The organism is Paraconexibacter antarcticus (assembly GCF_024220175.1).
GTDB classification, from domain to species: domain Bacteria; phylum Actinomycetota; class Thermoleophilia; order Solirubrobacterales; family Solirubrobacteraceae; genus Paraconexibacter; species Paraconexibacter antarcticus.
This window is the reverse complement of sequence record NZ_CP098502.1, coordinates 4166240-4187583: the sequence shown is the minus strand read 5'-3', so window position 1 is coordinate 4187583 and position 21344 is coordinate 4166240. Positions and strand designations below refer to the sequence as shown.

The following is a 21344-nucleotide window of genomic DNA, read 5'->3' as shown; positions in this document are numbered from 1 at the left end:
CGCGCGGGGGCCCGGCGCGCGTGGGGCGGCGGCTACGCCGGGCGGCGGGCGCGCAGCGCGCCCCAGATGAGCGGGAGCTGGAGCGGGACGCGGGCCCACATGAGGCGGCGGTCGTCCATGAGGCCGCGGTTCCTGCCGGTGCCGGCGTCGAGCGCCATCTGGATGTTGGCCGGCCAGATGGCCGCGAGCGTCGCGGCGGCGAGCGGGCCGGCCCACGGAGCGCGGCGTCGCAGCCCGACGCCGCACGCGACCTCGACGACGCCGCTGACGTAGACGAGCTCGCGCTTGAACGGGATCCAGGCCGGGATCTGCTCGGCCATCATGCCCGGCACCACGAAGTGCAGCGAGCCGACGGTGATCATGAGGCCGCCGACGAGGTCGGGGGCCGCCCGGCGGGTGGGGAGGAGGCGCATGGCCCGCCACCCTACCCGCGCGCGGACGAGCGCCGACGCGCCAGATCAGCCGGGCCGGGCGTCACGAACGGCGCGGCGGCCGCCTCTTCCGGGGTGATGCGCCGCCCGACCCTCACCGCCCTGCTCCTCGCCGCCGCGACCCTCGTCCTCGGCGGCCTGCCGTCCGTGGCCTCCGCGCGCGAGCGACCCGTGAACACCGGCACGCCCGGCAGCGTCTGCCGCGCCTCCTATCCCGGCGGCGCGACCGACCCGGCCCTCGACAGCACGATCCTCGGCGCCCTGCCGGCGGCGTACGAGGTCGGGGCGCCCGCGGGCGGCGGCGACGTGCAGCGGGTGATGATCGTCGTCCACGGCGGCGGCTGGTACCGCGTCGGGCCGGGGATGCTCGACGCCGACCGGGCGGCCGCGGCGGCCTGGCGCGGGGCGGGCTGGGAGACGGTGAACACGAGCTACCGGGCCTGCCGCCACAGTCTCGGCGACCTGCTCGCGCTCTACGACGCGGTGCGCGCCCAGGTCGGGCCGGCGGTGCCGATCTGCCTCCGCGGCGAGTCGGCCGGCGGCCAGCTCGCGCTCATGGTCGCGGCCGAGCGCCCCGACGTCGCGTGCGTCATCGCCGAGGCCGCGCCGACCGACCTCTTCACGATCCGCGCGCAGGGGGTCGCCGACGGCCTCACGCAGGCGCCGCCGCTCGTCTTCGGCTACGCCCGGGCCGCCTTCGGCCGTCGCCGGCTCAGGGCGGTGAGCCCGGTCTTGAACGTGGCGGGCGTCGCGGCGCGCGTGCTGCTCGCCCAGGCCGCCGACGACCCGGTCATCCCCGCCCAGCAGCAGCAGGAGCTCGCCGACGTGCTGCGCGCCGCCCGCCCGTCCGCGTCCGTCGACGTCGACCTCCTGCCGGCCGGCGACAAGGTCTTCGTCCACGGGACGACGAGCGCCGCCGGCCTGAGCGAGCTCGACGGCCGCGTGGCGGCCCTCGTCGCGCCGTTCGGCAGCGCGCCGGTGAGCGCGCCGCCGAAACCCGCGCCGCTGCGCCTGCCGTCCCTGCTGCAGCAGCTGCTCAAGCTCCTCTGACGGGCCGCCGGCGGCCGCGCGGCGCGGCCGCCGGCGGGGGGCAGGTCAGGCCTCGACGAGCGGCGGGCTGTCACCGACCGCGATCTCGACGCGGCGGGGACGGCGCTCGGCGGGCTTCGGGATGCGGACCTCGAGGACGCCGTCGGCGAAGTTCGCCGCGACCGACTCCGGGTCGATCCCCTTCGGGAGCGTCAGCACGCGGCGGAAGCTCCCGGTGGCGCGCTCGACGCGCATGAAGCCGCCGTCCTGCGCCTCGTGCTCGGCGCGGCGCTCGCCGCTGATGCTCAGGGCGTCACCGTCGAGCTCGACCGCGACGTCGTCCTGTCGCACGCCCGGCAGGTCGGCGCGGATGAGGTAGTGGTCCTCCTGCTCGACGACGTCCATGGCCGGCGTCCAGCTGCGGGGGTGCTCCCCGCCGGTGAGCGGCGCGGGCTCGAAGAAGGTCGAGAAGAGCCGGTTCATCTCCGTCTGCAGCGAGCCGATCTCGCGCGCGGGTTCCCAGCGGATGAGTGCCATGAGAAGACCTCCTGAGAGAGAGTGTTGCTGGCTACGTCCGCAAGTATGAAATCTCAGTCGCGACGTGTCAAGTTTTCTTGGCGGTCCGGGTCCGCGTGCGCCCTCCGGCGCCACCCCGCTCGACCACACAGAATTCCAACCACCTCCGCGGAGCGAGGACATAGCGTCGGAGCGATGCTCGCTCCGTCCTCGCCGGCGCCCTCCGTGGCCCGGCGCCGCCGCCGCGCCGGCCTCCTCGCCCTCGTCCTCCTCGGCCTCGGCTGGGGCTGCATCATGCAGTCGCTCGGGTGGGCCCAGACCTCCTACTACGCCTTCGTCAAGGCCCTGGCGGGCGGGACGACGACGATCGACCGCTATCACTGGGAGACCCGGGACAAGTCGTACATCAACGGGCACTTCTTCTCCGTCAAGGCTCCCGGCCTGCCGCTGCTGCTCACTCCGGCCTACGCCGGGCTGAAGGCGGCCGGCGGCGAGAAGCTGGCGCGGACGGTCGCCGATCGCGCCCGCCGCGGCGGCGCGCGCCAGTGGACCTACCGCGGGCTCAAGGTGGCGGCCTACGGGTACAGCACGCGCCGCGCGGCGCAGATCAAGCGCCGGCTCGAGGTCCAGGCGCCGCTCGTGTGGGTGCTCACGCTCCTCGGGAGCGTCGCCCCCGCCCTCGTCCTGCTCGCCCTCGTCCGGCGCCGCGTCGAGCGTCTCGAACCGGGCCACGGGACGATCACCGCGCTGACGCTCGGCACCGGCACCCTCGTCATGCCGTTCGCCGTGCAGCTCTTCGGGCACGTGCTCGCGGCGCTGCTCGCCTTCTCCGCCTTCTGCGTCGCCTGGGGCGAGCGCGAGCGCCTGCGCGCCCGCCCGTCCCTGCTCGCCGGCGCCGGGCTGCTCGCCGGCCTGGCCGTGACCGTCGAGTACCCGCTGGCGATCGCCGGCGCGATCGTCGGCGCCTACGCCGTCCTGCGCCCGGACGCGATCGCGGCGGGGTGGCGGGGCCTCGCCCGTCGCGCCGCCACGTACGCGGCCGGGGTGCTCGCGGGCGTCGTCCCGCTGATCACGTACAACCTCGTCGCCTTCGGCAGCGTCACGACGCTCTCCTACAAGGACGCGGTGAACGAGCAGGGGACGACGGGGCACGCGACCCTCGGCCTCAACGGCTCGGGCTTCTTCGGGATAGGGCTGCCGCGCCTGCGCCAGGCGGTCGAGCTGCTGCTCTCGCCGCGCGGGCTGCTCGTCCTCACGCCGGTCGTTCTCGCGGCGGCCGCCGGGACCGTGATCCTCGCGCGCCGCGGCCGCCGCGCGGAGGCCCTCGTCATCGCCGCCGTGTGCGGCGCCTTCTTCCTCTACGACACCGGCTACTGGCTGCCGATGGGCGGCGGCTCGCCGGGTCCGCGGTTCCTCATCCCGGTCCTCCCGTTCCTCGCCGTCGGCCTCGCGCCGGCGTGGCGGGCGCTCCCCGGGCCGACGCTCGCGCTCGCGGTCACCTCGGCGGTGACGATGATCGCCGCGACGGTCTCCTACCCGCTCGTCGGCGCGGGCGGCACCCACCAGTGGATGGAGCGCATCCGGCTCGGCAACTTCCAGAACACCGTCCTGAGCATGGCCGGCCTCGACAACGGCTGGCTCGCGATCGCCCCCGTCCTCGTCCTCTTCGCCGGGGCGGCCGCGCTCGCGGTCGCGGCGACGCCGGCGCTCCGCCTCGCCGGGCAGTGGCGCCTGGCCTGGGCGACGCTCGTGGCCTGGGGCCTGCTCGCCGGCGTCATCGCCCCGTGGCTCGGGGAGGAGCAGATCGGCGGGCCGCTGGCCCGGCCGACGGGCTACGTCGACCACCGCGCCCAGGGGTCCCTCGTCGTCGTCGCGCTGCTCGCGGGCGCGCTCGCGCTGGGCGTCGCGCGGTGGCGCTCAGCGCAGGCGGTAGACGACGACCCGGCCGACGATCTGCCGGCGGATCCCGAGGCCGCCCACCGGCCGGCGCCGCCACTGCGCCCATGGCGTGCCGGCCGTGCGGTCGCGATGGAGCACCACGGTCTGCACCCCGAGCCGGCGCAGGCGGCCGACTGAGCGGCGGTCCGGGAAGCGCGTGACCTGCGCGAGCAGCCGCGCGGTGAAGACCGGCTGCAGGCTGCTGCGGCCGTTGACCATCGGCTCCAGGCCGGCGGTCGACCACAGGAGGTACTCGCGGTTGTCCTGCGGCGCGGCCGGGAGGTGGAGCAGCGGCCCGCGGAGCCCGGCCTGCCCGGCCGGGGCGACGGGCGCGACCGGGTGCGGGTACCACCGGCCCGGCGTCGCCCCCGCGCCCTCGGCGAGGACGAGCGCGGTGAGGCCGGCGGCGAGGAGCGCGCGGCGGCCGCCCGGGCGCAGCGCGGAGACGGCGCGGGCCGCGCCACCGGCGGCGAGGAGCGCGAGCGCGAGGGACGTGAAGGTGTTCAGGCGCTCGGGGACCCGGATGCCCGACCAGCCGGGGACGACGTCGTAGAGCAGGCGGTAGGGCAGGAGCCGTCCGGCGCCGTGCGTCTCGAAGCCGAGCGACAGCACGGCGAACGTCCCGGCGGCGGCGAGCAGGCCGAGGCGCAGGCCACGCCGCCAGCGCGCCCAGCCGACGCCGGCCGCCCCGAGGAGCACGACGGTGAGCCCGGGGAACAGCGTCTGCTCGGGCACCGCCGGGAGGGCGCGGCGGACGCCCGCGCTCGCCCGTCCCCACAGCGGGTTCAGCGCCGAGGAGGCGAGGAACATCCGCGGGCCGGCCGAGTAGTGCGCGACGGTGACGGCCGAGCGCCGCGCCTGCGGCTGCGCGTCGCGCACGCGGACGTAGGGGCCCCCGAGGACGCCCGCCGTGGCGAGCAGCAGCGCGACGCCGGCGGCCGTCGCCGCGCGGTGCGCCCGCGGCGGCAGCGGGCGCCCGGCCCGCCACCACCACGGCGTGAGCGCCGCCGCCCCGACCGCGAGCGCGACGAGCAGCGGCAGCCCGAGGCTGAAGCCGATCGACACCTGCCACGCGGCCGCGGCCCAGCCGGCGAGGACGAGGGCCGCCCCGCGCGCGTCCGTCCGCCGGTACCCGCGCAGGAGGAGGAAGAGCGCCAGCGGGATCGCGCCGCTCGAGAGGATGTGCAGGTGGCCGCCCTGCTCCAGGCGCCAGGGGGCGTAGCCGTAGGCCGCCCCGGCGACGAGGGCGCCGGCCACGCCCGCGCGCAGCTCCCGCGCGAGGAGGTAGGCGCCGACGGAGGCGCCGGCCGAGGCGAGCAGGAAGACGACGTCGTAGCGCGCCACCGCGGCCCGCGTCCCCGAGCCGATGGCGGCGAGCGGCGCGTACCCTACGAGCGCGTCGGAGAACGCGAGCGTGTCGTGCAGCGGCCAGAACTGGTTGGCCTGGAAGAAGGCGCCGGGCTGCGTGCGCAGCGCGTGCCCGTCCCAGGCGAGCTGCCACGCCTGGGCGAGCGGGTCGCCGAGGTCCTTCGGCAGCTCGGTGCCCGGGTGGAGCGCGAGCGGCCAGAACATCGCGACGGCGAGCGCGAGCGCCCCGGCGAGGAGCGCGGCGACCTCGCCGCGCGTGATCTCGGGGGACGGTCGCATCGCCGGCGATCTTGCCAGGCGCGCGGGCTCCGGCGTGTCAGGCGCGGACGGGCTCACGGGCGCTCGCGGCGAGCGGACCGAGGATCGCGGCGAGGCGCCGGCGGAAGAGGAAGTGGCCGTCCCCGGCGGCGAACGTGATGCGGTGGCGGGGGAGGGCGGCGGCCAGCGCGACGGCGTGGGCGGGCGGCACGAGCGTGTCGCGCGCCCCGTGCCAGAGCTGGACCTCGGGCGTGACGTCCTCGAGTCGGAAGCCCCACGGCCGTGCCGACAGCAGGTAGTCGTCGACGAGCCCCCGGACGCCGCCCGCCGTGGCGGCGAGGAAGCCCGCGACGGCCGCCTCGGCCCGCGCCGGATCGTGGAGCAGCTCACGGTCGGCGCTGTCCGCCCCGAGGGTCATCGCCCGCAGCAGGAGCCCCGGGTGGCGGCGGACGAGGGCGACGGCCGCCCCGCCGGCGCCGCAGGTGACGCCGGGGGCGGTGGCGATGCCGCGCAACGCCGTCCGCGCCCGGCGGGACATCCCCGGCGCGGCCCACGGCCGGTAGGCGGGCGACGGCGAGCCGACGGTGGCGACGGCGGTCAGGCGCTCCGGGAGGACCGCCGCGGTGGCCAGCGCGTAGGGCCCGCCCGCGGACACGCCGACGAGGCCGAAGCGCGCCAGGCCGAGCGCGTCGGCGAGCGCGCCGAGATCGGCCGCGAGGTCGGTCATCCGGCGGCCCGCCACCGGGTCGGACGCCCCGAACCCCGGCCGGCTCACCATGACGTAGCGGATGGCGAGCGCGTCGAGGACGGTGGCGAGGTCGTCGCCCACGCGCAGCGGGGAGCCGATCGCGCCGTGGAGCACGAGCACCGGCGCCCCGTCCGGCGGCCCGGCCTCGGTGTACGCGAGCCGCCGGCCGCCGCTCAGCGTCACGCTCCCCACGGCAGCAGCTCCTCGAGGGCGGCGGCGAAGCGCTCCGGCCGCTCGACCATCGCGATGTGGCCGGTGCCGGGGATGAGGCGCACGCGCGCGTCGGGGCGGCGGACGAGGACGTCCCGCGCGACGCCGGGCGGGACGACGCGGTCGGCGGCGCCCCAGATGAGGCCGGGCGGGGCGTCGAGGCGGGTGAGCGCCGGGCGCAGGTCGGCGCCCGCGACCGCCGACAGCGCGGCCGAGACGCGGGTCGCGCCGCGCGAGGCGGTGAACATCGTCCGCGCCTGCTCACCGCTGATCCGGCGCGGGTCGGCGACGCCGCCGGTGAGCAGGAGGCGCCGGGCGAGCCCCAGGCGGGCCAGCGGCGCCGCGGCCCGGCGCGCGTCGATCCCCGCCGCCGCGACGGGACCCGCGATGCGGCAGAGCGCCGGCGGCAGCGCCCGCAGCCCGGCGGGCGCGGCGAGGACGAGGCCGCGCACGAGCTCCGGGTGGCGGTCGGCGAGCACGAGCGCCACGGCGCCGCCCATCGAGTGGCCGACGAGGTCGACCGGCGCGCCCGTGTGGTCGCCGATCGCCTCCGCCACGCGGTCGGCGACGTCGTCGAGGACGAACCCGCGCCCCGCCGGGGCCGCGTCGCCGAACCCGGGCACATCGAGCGCGACGATCTCGAGGCCGGCGGGCAGGTACGGGCGCAGCCACGTCCAGATCACGCCGGTCGTCGCCAGCCCATGGAGCAGCACGAGCGCCACCGGGCAGTTGTACGCGCTGCGGGCCGCCCGGTCGCCCCGCGTCACCGAACGTTCACGGGCGGCGGTGGCCGGCGCGCCCGGTCGCTCACGGCCGCCCCGTCCCCCCGTCCCTTCGCGGGTGGATCGCGCTAGACCGCGGCGAGCCCGTGCATCCGCGCCTCGGTCCGGGCTATCGCGCCCCCGATCGCCCGGTCGAGCGGCGCGTGGTAGTGCTCGGCGAAGAGCCGGGAGGTGAGCTCGCCCCGGGAGGAGACGCCGACCTTCTCGAAGATCGCCTTCAGGTGGTCGCGGATGGTGTGGCGGGAGAGCAGGAGCTCGGCGGCGATCTCCTCGGTGCTGAGGCCGCGGGCGACGAGCCGCGTCACCTCGACCTCGCGCGGGGTCAGCGCGTACGCCTCGACGACGATCGGCGCGATCTCCGACGCCTTCGCCGGCTCGATGACGAGCGCGACGTGGCCGGTGCCCCGGAGGACCGAGGCCTGCGCGACGAGCCACGTGCCGTTCCGGGTCCGCAGGCGCGCGCGCCGGGGCCGCGCGTCGGCGTCGAGCGTCGCCAGCGAGAGCGTCAGCAGCTCGGGGTGGATGAGGATGTCGCTCAGGCCGGGGACGTCCGGCATCCGCCAGCCCGAGGCGAGCTCCTGCAGCCACGCGTCCGCCTCGTCGGTGCAGCTCAGGATCGTGCCGTCCTCGTCGAGGAGGACGACGCCGGGGCCGCGGGAGGGGTCGGTGTGCGCGGGCTCCTCGAGCAGTGAGCGGCGCAGCGCGACGCCCGCGAGCGGGGCGGCGGCGCGGAGGAACGCGCGGTCGGCGGCCGAGAACGGCGCGCCGCCCGAGCGGCGGTTGAGCTGGAGGTTGCCCCAGGTCCGGCCGCCCGCGCAGAAGATCGCGCGGAGCTCCTCCTGGAGGTCGGAGATCCCGTACAGCGCCCGGAAGCGGGCGCTGCGCGTCGGCCGGCCGCCCGTCGCCTCGCGGAGGTCGGCGACCGGGTCGGCCGGGTCGAGGTCCGCGAACTTGTTGTAGTCGGGGACGAGGAACTCGTGCTCCCAGAAGGGCTGGCAGACCTCGTGGTGGTAGTTGAAGACCATCCCGGCACCGAGGCACAGGCCGGTGTCCGGGTCGGTCGCGCCGGCGAAGAAGCAGTCGACGTCGATGGCCGCCGCGATCTCCGCGACGACGTCCTCGACGACCTGCTGCGTGCCGAGCTCGCGCGTCGCGAGGTGCTCGATCCGCTCGAGGGCGGCGAGGCCGCGGAGGGAGAGGTGGGGAACCGGCTGCTCGGTCATGGGCAGACCCTCCCGCGGGCGCGTTGCCGCAACGTTGCGGTCGCCTTGCCGCGCGCGCCCGAGGCCGGCGTGCGCCCGAGGGGGCGTGCGTCCGAGGGGGGGGCGTGCGGTCTAGGCCGGCGTGCGGTCTCGTGGGACATATGCCCCCACGCGACCGCACGGCGACCCGGGGTTGACGGCGACCCGGGGGTTGACGGCGACCCGGGGTTGACGGCGACGCTCGCGCAGGCGCGCTCGCGCAGGCACCCCCGCACGAGCCCCCCGCAGCTGCGGGGGGCGGCGGCCGCGAACTCCACCCACGCTCGGGATGGTGCCCCTGCTTTCCGGAGCGCAGTCTTCCCGGCATGCCGATCAACACCATCCTCAGCCGGGCCCTGCCGACCCACCTGCCGCCGGTCGTCCTGCCCGACTCCGCCCTCTACGACCATGCCCGCCGGGGCTGGAACCTCGCCGCCGACCAGCGCCCCGCCGCGGTCTGCGTCGCCACGTGCGTCGAGCACGTGCAGGCGGCCATGGCCTACGCCCGTGCCCACGGCCTGACCGTCGCGGCCCAGACGACGGGGCACCTCGGGCAGGCGCTGCCGAGCCTCGAGCGCACGCTGCTCCTCCGCACCGCCCTCCACGACGGCGACGTCGAGGTCGACCCGGTCGCCCGCGTCGCCCGGATCGAGGCCGGCGCCCGCTGGGGCGACGTCGTCGAGGCGGTCGCGCCGCACGGCCTCGCCGTAATGCACGGCTCGTCGCCGACCGTCGGGGTCATCGGGTACCTGCTCGGCGGCGGCCTCTCCTTCTACGGGCGCGCCCACGGCCTCGCGGTGAACCACGTCCGCGCCTTCGAGGTCGTCACGCCCGACGGGACGCTCCGCCGCGTCGACGCGGACAACGGGAGCGAGCTGTTCTGGGCCCTGCGCGGCGGCGGGGGCGGCTACGCCGTCGTCACCGCGGTCGAGCTCGGGCTCCTGCCCTATGCGACGGTCACCGCGGGCGCGCTGTTCTTCGCCGAGGCGGACGGCCCCGCCGTGCTCCGCGCGTGGCGCGACTGGACCCGCGAGGCGCCGGCGAGCATGACGACGACGCTGCGCCGGCTGTTCCTGCCGCCGCTGCCCGAGGTCCCGGAGCCGCTGCAGCTCAAGGCGACGTTCTGCATCGACGGCGTCGCGCTGGAGGCCGGCGTGGCCGAGGCGCTCGAGGCGCGGCTGCGCGCCGTCGCCGAGCCGATCCTCGGCGGCTTCGGCCCGATGCCGAGCGCGGAGATCGTCCGCCTCCACGGCGACCCCGAGGACCCGCTGCCCTGCGCCGGGGACTCGATCAACCTGCGGACGCTCGACGACGCGGCGCTCGACGCCTTCCTCGCGATCGCCGGCGGGCCGTCGCCGCTCGTCGCGGCGGAGCTCCGCCACACCGGCGGCGCGCTCGCGAGCCCGCCGGAGGGCGCCGGCGTCCGCGGCCACCTCGAGGGCGAGTACGTCCCCGCGGCGGTTGCCGGGCCGTTGTCCGGGCGTTCCGTGCGATTGCCGCCCGTTTGCCGCCGCGTTGCCGCCCGGCAGGAGTACGCTCGCTGCGGGTCCGACGAGAGGAGCATGAGGTGCAGACTGGCAACGGGACGATCACCGGCGCGGAGCGGGCGGGCGGCGACGTCCCCACCGAGCGGGTCGACATCGCGATCATCGGGGCCGGCTTCGCCGGGCTCGGGATGGCGATCCGGCTGCGGCAGGTCGGCCTCGACGACTTCGTCGTCCTCGAGCGCGCCGACGACCTCGGCGGCACGTGGCGCGACAACCAGTACCCCGGCTGCGCGGTCGACGTGCAGTCGCACCTGTACTCCTACTCGTTCGCGCCGAACCCGGACTGGAGCCACGTCTACTCGCCCCAGCCGGAGATCTGGGCGTACATCCGGCGGACGGCCGAGGCCCACGGCGTCCTCCCGCGCGTCCGCTTCGGCCATGAGGTGACCGACGCGACGTGGGACGACGACGCGCAGCGCTGGCTCGTCACGACGGCTGCCGGGCGCGTCGAGGCGCGCTTCCTCGTCTCCGGGATGGGCCCGCTGAGCAACCCGATCCCGCCGCGCATCCCCGGCCTCGACACGTTCGCCGGGCCGTGCTTCCACTCGGCCCGCTGGGAGCACGAGCACGACCTGCGCGGCAAGCGGATCGGCGTCATCGGCACCGGGTCGTCGGCGGCGCAGTTCGTCCCCGAGGTGCAGAAGGTCGCCGGGCACCTGACGGTCTTCCAGCGCAGCCCCGGCTGGACGATCCCGCGGATGAACCGCCGCATCACGCGCGTCGAGCACGCGCTCTTCCGCCGGTTCCCGGTCCTGCAGCGGCTCGCCCGCGGGCGCCAGTTCCTCTATCGCGAGAGCCTCGCCTTCGGCTGGCTGAAGGACGGTCGCTCGAACTGGCTCGGCGCGGTGCTGAAGCTCCGCCTCCGCGCGCAGGTGAAGGACCCGGAGCTCCGGGCGAAGCTCACCCCCGACTACCACCCGGGCTGCAAGCGGATGATCGTGTCGGACGACTTCGCGCCCGCGCTCGCGCGGCCGAACGTCGCCCTCGTCACCGACGCGGTCAGCTCGATCACGCCTGGCGGCGTCGTGACCGCCGACGGCACCGAGCACCCGCTCGACGTCCTGATCCTCGCGACCGGCTTCGAGATCATGCCGGTCGCCGACCCGCTGCGCGGCCGCGACGGCGTCCCGCTCACCGAGCACTGGGGCGCGCACCGCTCGGCGTACCTCGGCACCGCCGTCGCGGGCTACCCGAACTACTTCATGCTCGGGGGCCCCAACACGGCCACCGGTCACACCTCGGCACTGCTCTACGTCGAGGCGCACGTCGAGTACGTCATCCAGGCCGTGCGCGCGGTCCTCGCGCGGGGCGGCGGGTCGGCCGAGGTCCGGGCCGACGTCGACGCCGCCTACCGGCAGGAGATGGCCGAGCGACTGCGCCGGACGGTGTGGGTCAGCGGCGGCTGCACGAGCTGGTACCTCGACGCGACCGGCGGCAGCTCGGCGCTGTGGCCGGGCTACACGTTCGAGTTCCGGCGGCGCCTGCGGACGTTCGACCCGGGCGACTACGTCATGCGCGGCGCGGGTGACCGCGAGACGGTCGCGGCCGCCTGAGAGGGTTCTCAGGGGCGGGCAACCGTTCATCCGCACCAGCATTACGTGGGGTTCATGTTGGCGCGCGACGGTGTCCGCATGCCCCGTAAGCCCGCCCTGCCCGCCGCTTCCCCGACACCGCCGCGCACCCCGCGGACGCGTCCCACCGCCGCGCCGAAGCCCGCCCCCGAGGCCGAGGCCGAGGCCGTGACCGCGGCCGGGGCGGACGCCGGGCGCCGCCTCGAGGAGACGGTCGCCCGCGAAGGTCATCGCATCCACCGGGCCGCCCGCCGGCCGCGCTGAGCGGGCCCCGTCCGGGCCTGGCGTGGGCGCGGTCCGGCCCCGGCTCCGGGGCTGGCCCCGCCCGCCGCTCAGGCCGGGACGCCCGCTCCCGCGCCCGGCAGCCGCGCCGCGATGTCCTCGATCCGCCACGGCCCCTCGGTCTCGATCGTCCGCTCGACCGACCACCCGCCGAGCGTCTGGATCGCCCCGCCCTGCACGGCGAAGACCTGCCCCGTGATCGGGCAGTCGGCCGCCGCGAGGTAGGCGACGAGCGGCGAGATGTTCGACGGGTCGAAGAGGTCGTGGCCCGTCGCGTCGGTCACCCCCGCCGCGAAGATCGCGCCCATCCCCGGCGTGGCGAGGGTCAGCCGCGTGCGCGCGACCGGCGCGATCGCGTTCACCCGCACCCCGTACCGCTCGAGCTCCTGCGCGGCGACGAGCGTCAGCGCCGTGATGCCGGCCTTCGCCGCGCCGTAGTTCCCCTGGCCCGCGTTCGGCAGCGTGACGCCCGAGGCCGACGCCGTGTTGACGACCGCGCCGCGCACGGCCTCGCCGGCCTTCGAGCGCGCCTTCCAGTGCCCGGCGGCGTGGCGCAGCACGGCGGCGTGGCCCTTCAGGTGCACGCGCACGACGGCGTCCCAGTCCGCCTCGCTCATCGACGCGACGAAGCCGTCGCGGAGGATGCCCGCGTTGTTCACGACGACGTCGAGCCCGCCGAAGCTGTCCGTCGCGCAGTCGACGAGCGACCGCGCGCCCTCCCACGTCGAGACGTCGTCAGTGTGCGCGACCGCCTCGCCGCCGGCGGCGCGGATCTCGTCGACGACCGCCTGCGCGGGGCCCGCGTCGGTCCCGGAACCGTCGTTCGCGCCGCCCAGGTCGTTGACGACGACGCGCGCACCCTCGCGGGCGAAGAGCAGCGCGTGCTCGCGGCCGATGCCGCGGCCCGCGCCGGTGATGACCGCGATGCGGCCGTCGAGCGTTCCCATGTCCAGATCTCCTGTGGTGGTCGGTCGTCGGTCGTCAGTCGGCGAGGACGGCGAGGCCGTCGCGGAGGACCGGCACCCCGTCGACCGTCGTCTCGAAGGCGTAGGTCGCGGCCCCGTCGGCGTCGCGGCCCGCCGCGTACATCCGGGTGCGGATCTCCTGCCCGGGCAGGACGGGCTTCGCGAAGCGGACGGCGAGCCGCTTCAGCCGGGCCGTCTCGCTGCCGCCGAGCTGCTCGAGGATCGCGTGCGAGGTGAACGCGAGGACGCAGAAGCCGTGCGCGATGATGCCCGGCAGCCCGGAGTCCTTCGCGACCTGCTCGTCGAGGTGGATGGGCATCGGGTCGCCTGACGCCGGCGCGTAGCGGAACGTCTGGTCCTCGTCGATCCGCTGGGTGACGTCGGCGACGGGCGCCGCGTCGCGCAGCGCGTCGTCGAACGGGTGGGCGGGGGAGAGGTCGCCGAGCGCCCGGCCGTCGTCGAAGCCCCGGATGAAGAACGTGACGTACTGCTCGTTCACGAGCTCGCCGCCGGCGTCGCGCGTCTCGAGGTACACGCAGGCGCGCGTCCCGTTCGGGCGGCCCTCGAACCCGGTCATCCGCGCTCGCGACGTGAGCGTCTCACCCGGCCGGATGGGGCGGTGGAAGCGGAAGTCCTGCTCGCCGTGGAGGACGCGCCCGAGGACCGACAGCGGGACGACGTCCAGCGCGGGCTCGAGCAGCGCGTCGAACACCGGCACGATCGCGAAGACGGGGCCGGCGACGTCACCGGCGACGTGCGCGGCGATCGGATCGTTCGTCGCCGCCGCGTACACCCGCAGGCGCTCGGCCTCGACGACGAACGTCTTCTCGCCGGTCCACTTCCCGAGGCCCGCCTCGTTGAACCGCAGTGTCTCGGTGCTCATGCCGCGACGAGCTTCGCGATGTTCGCGAGCGACTGGTCGAGGTTCGCCTTCGCGTCCTTCTCGACGGCCATCCCGAGCGCGCCGGTGATCATCGCGCCCTCGAACTCGGCGTCGATCTGCGCGGTCGAGCCGCCGCTCCCGTCCCCGGCGACCGAGAGCGAGAACGTCGTCCGCACCCCGGCCATGCCGGTGCCGGCGATCGTCAGCGTGGACGGTGCGTCGAACCGCTGGACCGTCCACTCGATCGTGTTCGGCATCCCGAGCATCGTCACGACCTCCGACGCGGTCGCGCCCTCGCTGAAGCGCTCGGGGACGCTCTTCCACTTCGTGTGGATCGTGAGCCACTGCTCGTAGGACGCCGGGTCGGAGATGACGGCCCAGACCGCGTCCGGGTCGGCGCCGAAGCTGGCGGTCGCGTTGATCCTGCCCATGGTGGTGACCTCGTTCTCGGTGGTGGTGAGGGTGGTGCGGCGGTGACCGGCGGGTGGGTCAGCGCTCGGCGCGCTGGTAGGCGGTGACGACGACGGCCCCGCCGAGGCCGATGTTGTGCTGCAGCGCGGCCTCGACGCCGTCGACCTGCCGCTTGTCGGCGGTCCCGCGCAGCTGCCAGGTGAGCTCGGCGCACTGCGCGAGGCCGGTCGCCCCGAGCGGATGGCCCTTCGAGATGAGCCCGCCGGACGGGTTGACGACCCAGCGGCCGCCGTACGTCGTGTCCTCGGCGTCGATGAGCGCGGGTGCCTCGCCCTCGCCGCAGAGCCCGAGCGCCTCGTAGAGCAGCAGCTCGTTCGCGCTGAAGCAGTCGTGGAGCTCGATGACCTGGAAGTCCTCGGGCCCGAGGCCGGCCTCCTCGTAGACGGCCTGCGCCGCCTTGACGTTCATGTCGTAGCCGATGACGTCGCGGGCGCGACGGGTCGAGAGGGAGCTCTCGAAGTCGGTCCGCATCGCCTGGCCGACGATCTCGACGGCCTGCTCCGCGAGCCCGTGGCGCTCGACGAACTCCGCGCTCGCGAGGATCGCCGCACCGGCGCCGTCGGAGGTCGGGGAGCACTGCAGCTTCGTCAGCGGCGCGTAGATCTCCTTCGACGCGAGGATGTCGTCGAGCGTGTACTCGGTCTGGAACTGCGCGTACGGGTTGTCCACCGAGTGCTTGTGGTTCTTGTACCCGATCTTCGCGAAGTGGACGGGCTCGGAGCCGTGCTCGGCCATGTGCTCGCGCCCGGCCGCGCCGAACATCCACGGCGCGGGCGGGAACTTCACCTCCGAGATCTGCGCGAGCAGCTCGATGTGGCGGAGCATCGGCTGCTCGCGGTCGTCGTAGGTCGAGCCGAGCGAGCCGGGCTTCATCTTCTCGAAGCCGAGGGCGAGCGCGCAGTCGACCGCGCCGCTGCGGACCGCCTGCGCGGCGAGGAAGAGCGCCGTCGACCCCGTCGAGCAGTTGTTGTTGACGTTGACGACCGGGATGCCGGTCATGCCGAGCTCGTAGACCGCGCGCTGCCCGGACGTCGATTCGCCGTAGACGTAGCCGACGTAGGCCTGCTCGACCTCGTCGTAGGCGACGCCGGCGTCCTCAAGGGCCCGCGTCCCCGCGATGCGGGCGAGCTCGGGATAGTCGGCCGCGCCCTCCTGACCCGGTTTCACGAACGGGGTCATGCCGACGCCGACGACGTAGACGGGTGCGCTGGGGCGGGCCATGGCGAACTTATATACCAGTCGCGTGACTTATAACAAGCGCGTCCGGGCTCGTCGCGCCATATAGCCGGTGAGTTATATTTGACGCATGTCGGCCTACGCCGCGCTCGCCGAGCCCCACCGTCGCGACATCCTCGACCTCCTGCGCGGAGGCGAGCGGTCGGTCGGCGAGCTCGTCGCCCGGCTCGACATCAGCCAGCCGGGGGTCTCGAAGCACCTGCGGGTGCTCCGCGACGCGGGCCTCGTCACCGTCCGGCCGGAAGGACGGGTGCGGCGTTACGCGCTGAGCCCGGCCCCGCTTGCCGAGGTCGACGCGTGGCTCGAGCCCTACCGGGCCGCGTGGTCCGCCCGGCTGGACGTCCTGCAGCGCCATCTCGAGGAGCACCCGGAATGAGCCTGACGACCGGCATCGCGACCACCGTCGACGGACGCCCCGCGCTGCGCTTCGAGCGCCGCCTGCGCCACGCCCCCGAGCGCGTCTGGCGCGCGGTGACCGAGCCCGCCGAGCTCGCGCAGTGGTTCGTCGCGCCGCCGACGTGGACGCCGGCGCTCGGCGAGAGGCTGTCCGGCTTCGGCGGCTCGGGCGAGATCGTTGCGCTCGACCCGCCGCGGCACATCGCCTGGACGTGGGGGACGGCCCGCTTCTCCTTCGACGTCGAGCCCGACGGTGACGGGACGCGGCTCGTCTTCGTCCATGTCCTCGACGACGGCACGCCGGTCGCGCAGACGTCGGCCGGCTGGGAGACGTACCTCGACCGCCTCGGTGCGGCGCTCGGCGGGGCCCCGCTGTCGGAGGAGGACGCGCACGGCGCGGTCGGCGTCTACCACGAGGCGCACGCCGCGCTGAGCGGCGAGGATCCCGCGCGCGGCCGCGCGTTCGTCGCGGGCCTCGCCTTCCGTGACCCGGAGCTGCACGACGGGCCACCGCCGCAGCTGCGCATCGAGCGGCTGCTGCCCGCCCCGCCCGAGCGGGTGTGGGCGATGCTCACCGAGCCGGATGACCTCGCGCACTGGTTCCCCGGCGGCGCCCACGCGCTCACGGTGGTCCGCGCCGACGCGCCGCGGACGCTCGAGGCGACGTGGTCCGGCGAGGCGCTGCGCTTCGAGCTCACGGCGCACCCCGTCGGCTGCCGTCTCGTCTTCACGCACCGGTTCGCCGAGCGCGAGGTCGCGGCCCGCACCGCCGCCGGCTGGGACCGCTGCCTCGCCCGCTTCGACGCGCGGCTCGCGGGGGTCGCCCTCGCCGAGGCCGGGTCGCTCGAGCTGTGGCCCGTCGTCCACGAGCGGCTCGCCGAGGCCTACGGCGTGGATCCGGAGCTCGGGCGCGCCGCGTTCGCCGCCCACCCCGCGACCTGACGGCGCCGATCGGGAACCGGCTGGACCGCCGACTCGGGGAGCTCGGCCGTTGCGTCCGCCGGCGCGGTGCCGTGCACGGAGACGACGAGCGAGCGGGGCCGATCAGCCGGCGGCGGCGAGGGCCGCCCCGGTGTCCCCGTCGCGCTGCGCGGCGGCCGGGCGGTGGACGAAGCACGCCGGGTCGAACGTCCGCGTGCGGCGGCCGTACTCGACGTGGGAGCCGGCCCACACCTGCGTGACCTTGCCGCTCTCGGTCGCGTACCAGCCGGGGCAGCCGGTCGTGAACGTCGTGCGCCCGAGGCGGTCCTGGATCTCGGCGTTGAACGCGTCGTGCACGTCGGCGCGGACCTCGAGCGTGCCGCCGCCGCGCGCGCCGAGGTGCTCGATCGCCTGGCGCATGTACGACGCCTGCCGCTCGAGGAGGTAGACGATCGTGTTCGTCAGCGAGTTCGTGTTCGGCCCGTAGCTCATGAGGAGGTTCGGGAAGCCCGGCGTCGTCATGCCGAGGTACGCCTCGGGACCCTCGGCCCACGCCTCGCGGATCGAGCGCCCGCCGACCCCGCGCAGGTCGATCGGCGCGAGGTACTCGGTCGCGGTGAAGCCGGTGCACCAGACGATGACGTCCGCGTCGACGCGGGTCCCGTCGTCGCAGGTGAGCCCGCCGGCGTCGACCGACCGCAGCCCGGCGCCGACGACGGCGACGTCCTCGCGGGCGAGCGTGGGGTACCAGGCCCGGGAGAGCAGCAGGCGGTTGCAGCCCATCTGGTAGTCCGGGATCGCCGCGGCGACCTTCGCCGGGTCCCGCAGCGTGCGCCGGATCGTCCGCTTGCGCTCCTGCTCCCAGGCCCACACGAGGGGCCGCATCGACCGCTTGACGACGGGGTACCGCGACTCGAACCAGAGCCACATCGCGTTGTGGTAGAGCCGCTGGGCCCGCGGGGACCGCATGAGCGCGCGCTCGACGCGCCCGGGCGTCCAGTCCCACTTGTTCACGACCCACGAGGGCGACCGCTGCACGACGGTGACGTGCGCGGCGGTGTCCGCGATGGCGGGCACGACCTGGATCGCGCTGGCGCCGCCGCCGACCACCGCGACGCGCCTGCCGGCGAGGTCGACCGAGTGGTCCCACTCGGCCGAGTGGAACTGCGCGCCCGCGAACGTCTCGCGGCCGGGGACGTCGGGGACCTTGGGGCGGGAGAGCTGACCGGTCGCGCCGATGAGGACGTCGTACGCGGTCGTCTCGCCGTCGGCCGTCGTGACGTCCCAGCGGCCGGCCTCCTCGTCGAACGCGGCGGCGGTGACCTCGGTGCCGAAGCGGACGTGGGGGAGGATCCCGAACTCCTCGGCCACCTGCTCGAGGTAGGCGCGGATCTCCGCCTGGGTGCCGAAGCGGCGCGACCAGTCGGGCTTCAGCGCGAAGGAGAACTGGTAGATGACGGACGGCACGTCGCAGGCCGCGCCCGGATAGCTGTTCGCCTGCCAGACGCCGCCCACGCGGTCGGAGCGCTCGAGCACCGTGAAGCGCTCGATGCCGTGGCGCTTGAGCTCGATGGCCGCGGCGAGGCCGCCGAAGCCCGCGCCGACGATCGCGACCGAGGGGGACGGGGTGGCGGAGGGGCTCATGGGTCCAGCATCGCGGGCGTGGTGCACCACGGAAAGGTGGGATCTGCTCCCTCACGCGGCTCTTGTGGTGCAATCTGCACCGTGCGAACCCTGGAACAGCTGCTCGCGGACGATCTCGACGTCGCGCTGACCACGTACTCGGCGCTCGTCATGGCCCGGATCCGCGCGGACATCCCGGAGCTCGCCGTCGACCCGGAGGTCGAGGTCGCCGCGACCCTCGGCACCGAATCGATCCTCCGCGAGTTCGCGCGCGTGCTGCGCCTCGGGCTCGAGGACGGGTTCGTCACGCCGCCGCAGTCGCTCGCCTACGGGCGCCGCGCGGCGCGGGCGGGGGTCTCGCTCGCCGCCCTCCTGCGCTCCTACCGCGTCGGGCAGGCGGCGATGTTCACGCGGGCCGCCGAGCTCGCCGACGCCCACCGCGTCCCGGACGCCGCCGACGCGATCGTCCGCCTCGGCGTCCTCTCCTTCGCGTTCGCCGACGCGGCGATGAGCGACGTGACCGCCGAGTTCGAGCGTGAGCGCGAGGCGCTCCTGCGGGCGACGTACGTCCGGCGGGACGCGACGATCCGCGCGCTGCTGACCGGCGCGCGTGTCGACCTCGACGCCGCGGAGCTCACGCTCGGCCACCGGCTGCGCGGCGTGACGCACCGGGCCGTCCTCGCGTGGCGGCCGCCCGGCGCCGGCGAGGACGCCACGGCGGGCGGGCCCGACGCGCTGCGCGAGGCCCTCGCGGCCGCACTCGCCGACGCCGCCGCGCCGCGGCCCCTCCTGCTCAGCGAGGGCGAGCTCGCGGTGGCGTGGCTGCACGCCGGCGGGGAGGGCGACCCGGGCACGGCCGCCGAGCCGCGCTGGGCGTCGGTCGTCACGGCGCTCGAGCCGCTCGCCGCGCAGGTCGCCGTCGGCGCGCCCGCCGCGGGGCCGGAGGGCTTCGCGCGGACCCGGCGGCAGGCCGGCCTCGCCCGCGCCGTCGCCCGGCGCGACCAGGCGCGCCGCCTGACGCACTACGGCGACGTCGCGCTCGCAGCGCTCCTCACGCGCGACCCGGACGCGGCGTCGGCCTTCGCCGCCGACGAGCTCGGCGGCCTCGCGGCACGGACGCCGGCGATGGCCACGCTCCGCGCGACCCTCACCGCCTACCTCGCCGCCGGGCACGACCGCACGCGCACCGCGCACGTCCTCGGCGTCCACCGCAACACGGTCGCGCGACGGCTGCAGCGGGTGCACGAGCTGCTCGGGCACGACGTCGCGACGCGGGGTCGCGAGCTCGACGCGGCGCTGGCGGTGGTGGACGTCCTCGGCGCCGCCTGACCCGTGTCCGCGCGGCCCGGCGGGTCAGGCGCCGGCGCCGACCCCGTCGTAGAGCGTGTGCCAGACGATCGCCGTCTGCGCCTTCGCGAGCCGCGCCATCTCGGCCGGCTTCGCGTCGGACGCGAGCTGGTGCAGGCCGCGCTCGGTCATCCAGGTGAGCCACGCGGCCGTCCGGTGCGGGTCGAGCTCCGCCCGGATCGTGCCGGCCTTCTGCCCGTGGCGGATGTGCTGCTCGAGCCCCGCGATCGAGCCGTCGGCGACCTGGCGGAAGGACGCCCGGACGCGCGGGTCGTACGCGGCGCCGTCGACGAGCGCCGACCAGATGTACGCATGCCGGCGGTAGGTCTTGAAGATGCCGCGCATGACCTTCTCGAGCGTGTCGCGGTCGACGTTCGCCGGGAGGTCCCACCAGGCGCGTGCGGCGATGTTGAGCTGGGAGACGACGTCCTCGGCGAGCGCGAGCAGCAGCGAGCCCTTGTCCTCGAAATACACGTAGAACGTCGACCGCGAGATGTTGATCGCGGTGATGAGACGCTCGACGCTGATCTCCGCGTAGGTCTCGCCCGCCGCGAGGATCTGCTCGACCTCGACGAGGAGCGCGTCGGTGATGCTGCGGCGTCGATCGTCCCGGGAGCGCCCGGTGGCGCGGCTGGCGGCTGGCACGTGCGGAGTCTACGTTTCCCCGGGCCGCCGGAAGTGCGCATGGACCGGCACGCGGGCCGCCGGACGTCCGCGAGCGATGGCAGGCCATCGCGGGCGGACGTCCGGCCCCCGGCGTCAGACGGACGAGGGGCTGCCGACCGCGCTGGCGATGAACGCGATCGTGTCGCCGATGACCTCGTCCTTGTTCGTCTCGTTGTAGATCTCGTGCATGGCGCCGGGGTAGACCTTCTCCTGCCAGGAGCCGGTCTTGATGAGGGCGGCGGCCTCGCTCGTGGCGTCGAGCGGGGCGAGCGCGTCGAGCTCGCCGTGGATCCACAGCACGGGGAGCTCGAGCTTCGGGCCGCCCTTCACGTCGTCGACCGCGGAGAACAGGGCCTGGAGGGTCTCGCGCTTGAACGGACCGTGGTAGACGAGCCCGTCGGCGGCGTACGCCTCGCCGGTGGCGGGATCGCGGGAGAGGGCGGCGGGGTCGATCGGGATCTCCGGGATCGGGTCCATCTCCAGGAGCTGGGCGAACCCCGGGTTGCCGCCGATGACGGGCCCGCTGAGCACGAGCGCGGCGAGCTTCTCCGCATGCTGCTGCGCGTAGCGGGTCGCGATGAGCCCACCCATCGAGTGGCCGATGAGGACGACCGGGAGTCCCTGCTCGGCGGCGCCGTCCACGACGGTGTCGAGGTCGGTGACGAACTCCTGGATGTCGGTCACCGACGCGCGCTCGCCCTCCGAGCGGCCGTGGCCGTGGTGGTCGAGGGCGTGGACGACGGCGCCGTCGGCGACGAGGGCCTCGGCCACGTGGTCGTACCGGCGAGCGTGCTCACCGTAGCCGTGGGCGATGACGGCGACGTAGCGCGCCGTGGCGTCCGGGTCGGCCCAGCGGTAGGTCTGCACCTGGCCACGGATGCCGGGGAAGGCGTTCTCGTCAACGGTCGTCATGGG

The 21344-nt window shown here is 75.6% G+C and carries 19 protein-coding genes and 1 pseudogene; 8 read left to right on the top strand and 12 right to left on the bottom strand.

The genetic code is table 11. The annotated features are described in order from the left end of the window. Window positions 1–32 precede the first annotated feature (32 nt). On the bottom strand, window positions 33–413 hold the full coding sequence (locus tag NBH00_RS20435) for a DoxX family protein (RefSeq protein ID WP_254570422.1): 381 nt from the start codon (window positions 411–413) through the stop codon (window positions 33–35). 96 nt (window positions 414–509) lie between these two features. Between NBH00_RS20435 and NBH00_RS20430 the strand changes: the two genes are divergently transcribed. After that, window positions 510–1481, top strand: a complete 972-nt coding sequence (locus NBH00_RS20430) for an alpha/beta hydrolase family protein (RefSeq protein WP_254570421.1) — start codon at window positions 510–512, stop codon at window positions 1479–1481. Between the two features lie 45 nt (window positions 1482–1526). Here the strand turns inward: NBH00_RS20430 and NBH00_RS20425 are convergent, their stop codons facing one another. Next, window positions 1527–1997 carry an Hsp20/alpha crystallin family protein gene (locus NBH00_RS20425; protein WP_254570420.1) on the bottom strand — a complete coding sequence of 157 codons (471 nt, stop codon included), beginning with the start codon at window positions 1995–1997 and terminating at the stop codon, window positions 1527–1529. Between the two features lie 174 nt (window positions 1998–2171). On the opposite strand from NBH00_RS20425, the gene NBH00_RS20420 reads away from it, so the two are divergent. Next, a complete protein-coding gene (locus NBH00_RS20420; protein ID WP_254570419.1) occupies window positions 2172–4052 on the top strand; it encodes a hypothetical protein in 1881 nt (626 codons plus the stop codon). 1546 nt (window positions 4053–5598) lie between these two features. Here NBH00_RS20420 and NBH00_RS20415 read toward each other — a convergent pair. The 3 genes from NBH00_RS20415 to NBH00_RS20405 form a co-directional block, all read right to left on the bottom strand. Continuing rightward, complete coding sequence (locus tag NBH00_RS20415) at window positions 5599–6480, bottom strand: alpha/beta hydrolase (RefSeq protein WP_254570418.1); 882 nt, start codon at window positions 6478–6480, stop codon at window positions 5599–5601. Further along, complete coding sequence (locus NBH00_RS20410; protein WP_254570417.1) at window positions 6468–7265, bottom strand: alpha/beta fold hydrolase; 798 nt, start codon at window positions 7263–7265, stop codon at window positions 6468–6470. The genes NBH00_RS20415 and NBH00_RS20410 overlap by 13 nt, the downstream gene beginning before the upstream one ends. A gap of 83 nt (window positions 7266–7348) precedes the next feature. Further along, window positions 7349–8503, bottom strand: coding sequence for a LuxR C-terminal-related transcriptional regulator (locus NBH00_RS20405; protein WP_254570416.1), 1155 nt, complete (start codon window positions 8501–8503; stop codon window positions 7349–7351). Between the two features lie 344 nt (window positions 8504–8847). Here NBH00_RS20405 and NBH00_RS25335 point away from each other — a divergent pair. The 3 genes and pseudogenes from NBH00_RS25335 to NBH00_RS20390 form a co-directional block, all read left to right on the top strand. Next, a pseudogene (locus tag NBH00_RS25335) lies at window positions 8848–9363 on the top strand (FAD-binding oxidoreductase); the annotation flags it as partial. 833 nt (window positions 9364–10196) lie between these two features. Continuing rightward, a complete protein-coding gene (locus NBH00_RS20395; RefSeq protein WP_254570415.1) occupies window positions 10197–11621 on the top strand; it encodes a flavin-containing monooxygenase in 1425 nt (474 codons plus the stop codon). Between the two features lie 78 nt (window positions 11622–11699). Then, entirely contained in the window at window positions 11700–11903 is a 204-nt protein-coding gene (locus NBH00_RS20390) for a hypothetical protein (RefSeq protein WP_254570414.1), read from the top strand. Between the two features lie 68 nt (window positions 11904–11971). Here NBH00_RS20390 and NBH00_RS20385 read toward each other — a convergent pair whose 3' ends face one another. From NBH00_RS20385 to NBH00_RS20370, 4 genes are read right to left on the bottom strand one after another with little or no spacing between them, the layout of a single operon-like run. Then, complete coding sequence (locus NBH00_RS20385; RefSeq protein WP_254570413.1) at window positions 11972–12868, bottom strand: SDR family oxidoreductase; 897 nt, start codon at window positions 12866–12868, stop codon at window positions 11972–11974. Window positions 12869–12902: 34 nt separating this feature from the next. Further along, window positions 12903–13769, bottom strand: a complete 867-nt coding sequence (locus NBH00_RS20380; protein ID WP_254570412.1) for a MaoC/PaaZ C-terminal domain-containing protein — start codon at window positions 13767–13769, stop codon at window positions 12903–12905. After that, a complete protein-coding gene (locus NBH00_RS20375; RefSeq protein ID WP_254570411.1) occupies window positions 13766–14200 on the bottom strand; it encodes a type II toxin-antitoxin system Rv0910 family toxin in 435 nt (144 codons plus the stop codon). Before NBH00_RS20375 ends, NBH00_RS20380 begins: the two co-directional genes overlap by 4 nt. Window positions 14201–14258: 58 nt before the next feature. Further along, complete coding sequence (locus NBH00_RS20370; RefSeq protein WP_254570410.1) at window positions 14259–15461, bottom strand: lipid-transfer protein; 1203 nt, start codon at window positions 15459–15461, stop codon at window positions 14259–14261. An 85-nt stretch (window positions 15462–15546) separates the two neighbouring features. On the opposite strand from NBH00_RS20370, the gene NBH00_RS20365 reads away from it, so the two are divergent. Both NBH00_RS20365 and NBH00_RS20360 read left to right on the top strand, forming a co-directional pair. Next, a complete protein-coding gene (locus NBH00_RS20365) occupies window positions 15547–15852 on the top strand; it encodes an ArsR/SmtB family transcription factor (protein WP_254570409.1) in 306 nt (101 codons plus the stop codon). Then, window positions 15849–16814 carry an SRPBCC domain-containing protein gene (locus NBH00_RS20360; protein WP_254570408.1) on the top strand — a complete coding sequence of 322 codons (966 nt, stop codon included), beginning with the start codon at window positions 15849–15851 and terminating at the stop codon, window positions 16812–16814. The genes NBH00_RS20365 and NBH00_RS20360 overlap by 4 nt, the downstream gene beginning before the upstream one ends. A gap of 102 nt (window positions 16815–16916) precedes the next feature. On the opposite strand, the gene NBH00_RS20355 is transcribed toward NBH00_RS20360, so the two are convergent. Further along, window positions 16917–18437: a flavin-containing monooxygenase gene (locus NBH00_RS20355; RefSeq protein WP_254570407.1), complete on the bottom strand. Its 1521-nt coding sequence runs from the start codon at window positions 18435–18437 to the stop codon at window positions 16917–16919. 81 nt (window positions 18438–18518) lie between these two features. On the opposite strand from NBH00_RS20355, the gene NBH00_RS20350 reads away from it, so the two are divergent. Then, entirely contained in the window at window positions 18519–19745 is a 1227-nt protein-coding gene (locus tag NBH00_RS20350) for a PucR family transcriptional regulator (protein ID WP_254570406.1), read from the top strand. 24 nt (window positions 19746–19769) lie between these two features. On the opposite strand, the gene NBH00_RS20345 is transcribed toward NBH00_RS20350, so the two are convergent. Continuing rightward, complete coding sequence (locus NBH00_RS20345; RefSeq protein WP_254570405.1) at window positions 19770–20408, bottom strand: TetR/AcrR family transcriptional regulator; 639 nt, start codon at window positions 20406–20408, stop codon at window positions 19770–19772. A gap of 114 nt (window positions 20409–20522) precedes the next feature. Next, complete coding sequence (locus NBH00_RS20340) at window positions 20523–21341, bottom strand: alpha/beta hydrolase (RefSeq protein WP_254570404.1); 819 nt, start codon at window positions 21339–21341, stop codon at window positions 20523–20525. Window positions 21342–21344: the final 3 nt, after the last annotated feature.

Coding starts and splice junctions, on each gene's coding strand:
- NBH00_RS20390 (WP_254570414.1), top strand. CDS start 11,700: ATGCCCCGTAAGCCCGCCCTGCCCGCCGCTTCCCCGACACCGCCGCGC.
- NBH00_RS20355 (WP_254570407.1), bottom strand. CDS start 18,437: ATGAGCCCCTCCGCCACCCCGTCCCCCTCGGTCGCGATCGTCGGCGCG.
- NBH00_RS20365 (WP_254570409.1), top strand. CDS start 15,547: ATGTCGGCCTACGCCGCGCTCGCCGAGCCCCACCGTCGCGACATCCTC.
- NBH00_RS20405 (WP_254570416.1), bottom strand. CDS start 8,503: ATGACCGAGCAGCCGGTTCCCCACCTCTCCCTCCGCGGCCTCGCCGCC.
- NBH00_RS20360 (WP_254570408.1), top strand. CDS start 15,849: ATGAGCCTGACGACCGGCATCGCGACCACCGTCGACGGACGCCCCGCG.
- NBH00_RS20385 (WP_254570413.1), bottom strand. CDS start 12,868: ATGGGAACGCTCGACGGCCGCATCGCGGTCATCACCGGCGCGGGCCGC.
- NBH00_RS20395 (WP_254570415.1), top strand. CDS start 10,197: ATGGCGATCCGGCTGCGGCAGGTCGGCCTCGACGACTTCGTCGTCCTC.
- NBH00_RS20420 (WP_254570419.1), top strand. CDS start 2,172: ATGCTCGCTCCGTCCTCGCCGGCGCCCTCCGTGGCCCGGCGCCGCCGC.
- NBH00_RS20430 (WP_254570421.1), top strand. CDS start 510: ATGCGCCGCCCGACCCTCACCGCCCTGCTCCTCGCCGCCGCGACCCTC.
- NBH00_RS20340 (WP_254570404.1), bottom strand. CDS start 21,341: ATGACGACCGTTGACGAGAACGCCTTCCCCGGCATCCGTGGCCAGGTG.
- NBH00_RS20375 (WP_254570411.1), bottom strand. CDS start 14,200: ATGGGCAGGATCAACGCGACCGCCAGCTTCGGCGCCGACCCGGACGCG.
- NBH00_RS20370 (WP_254570410.1), bottom strand. CDS start 15,461: ATGGCCCGCCCCAGCGCACCCGTCTACGTCGTCGGCGTCGGCATGACC.
- NBH00_RS20380 (WP_254570412.1), bottom strand. CDS start 13,769: ATGAGCACCGAGACACTGCGGTTCAACGAGGCGGGCCTCGGGAAGTGG.
- NBH00_RS20435 (WP_254570422.1), bottom strand. CDS start 413: ATGCGCCTCCTCCCCACCCGCCGGGCGGCCCCCGACCTCGTCGGCGGC.
- NBH00_RS20425 (WP_254570420.1), bottom strand. CDS start 1,997: ATGGCACTCATCCGCTGGGAACCCGCGCGCGAGATCGGCTCGCTGCAG.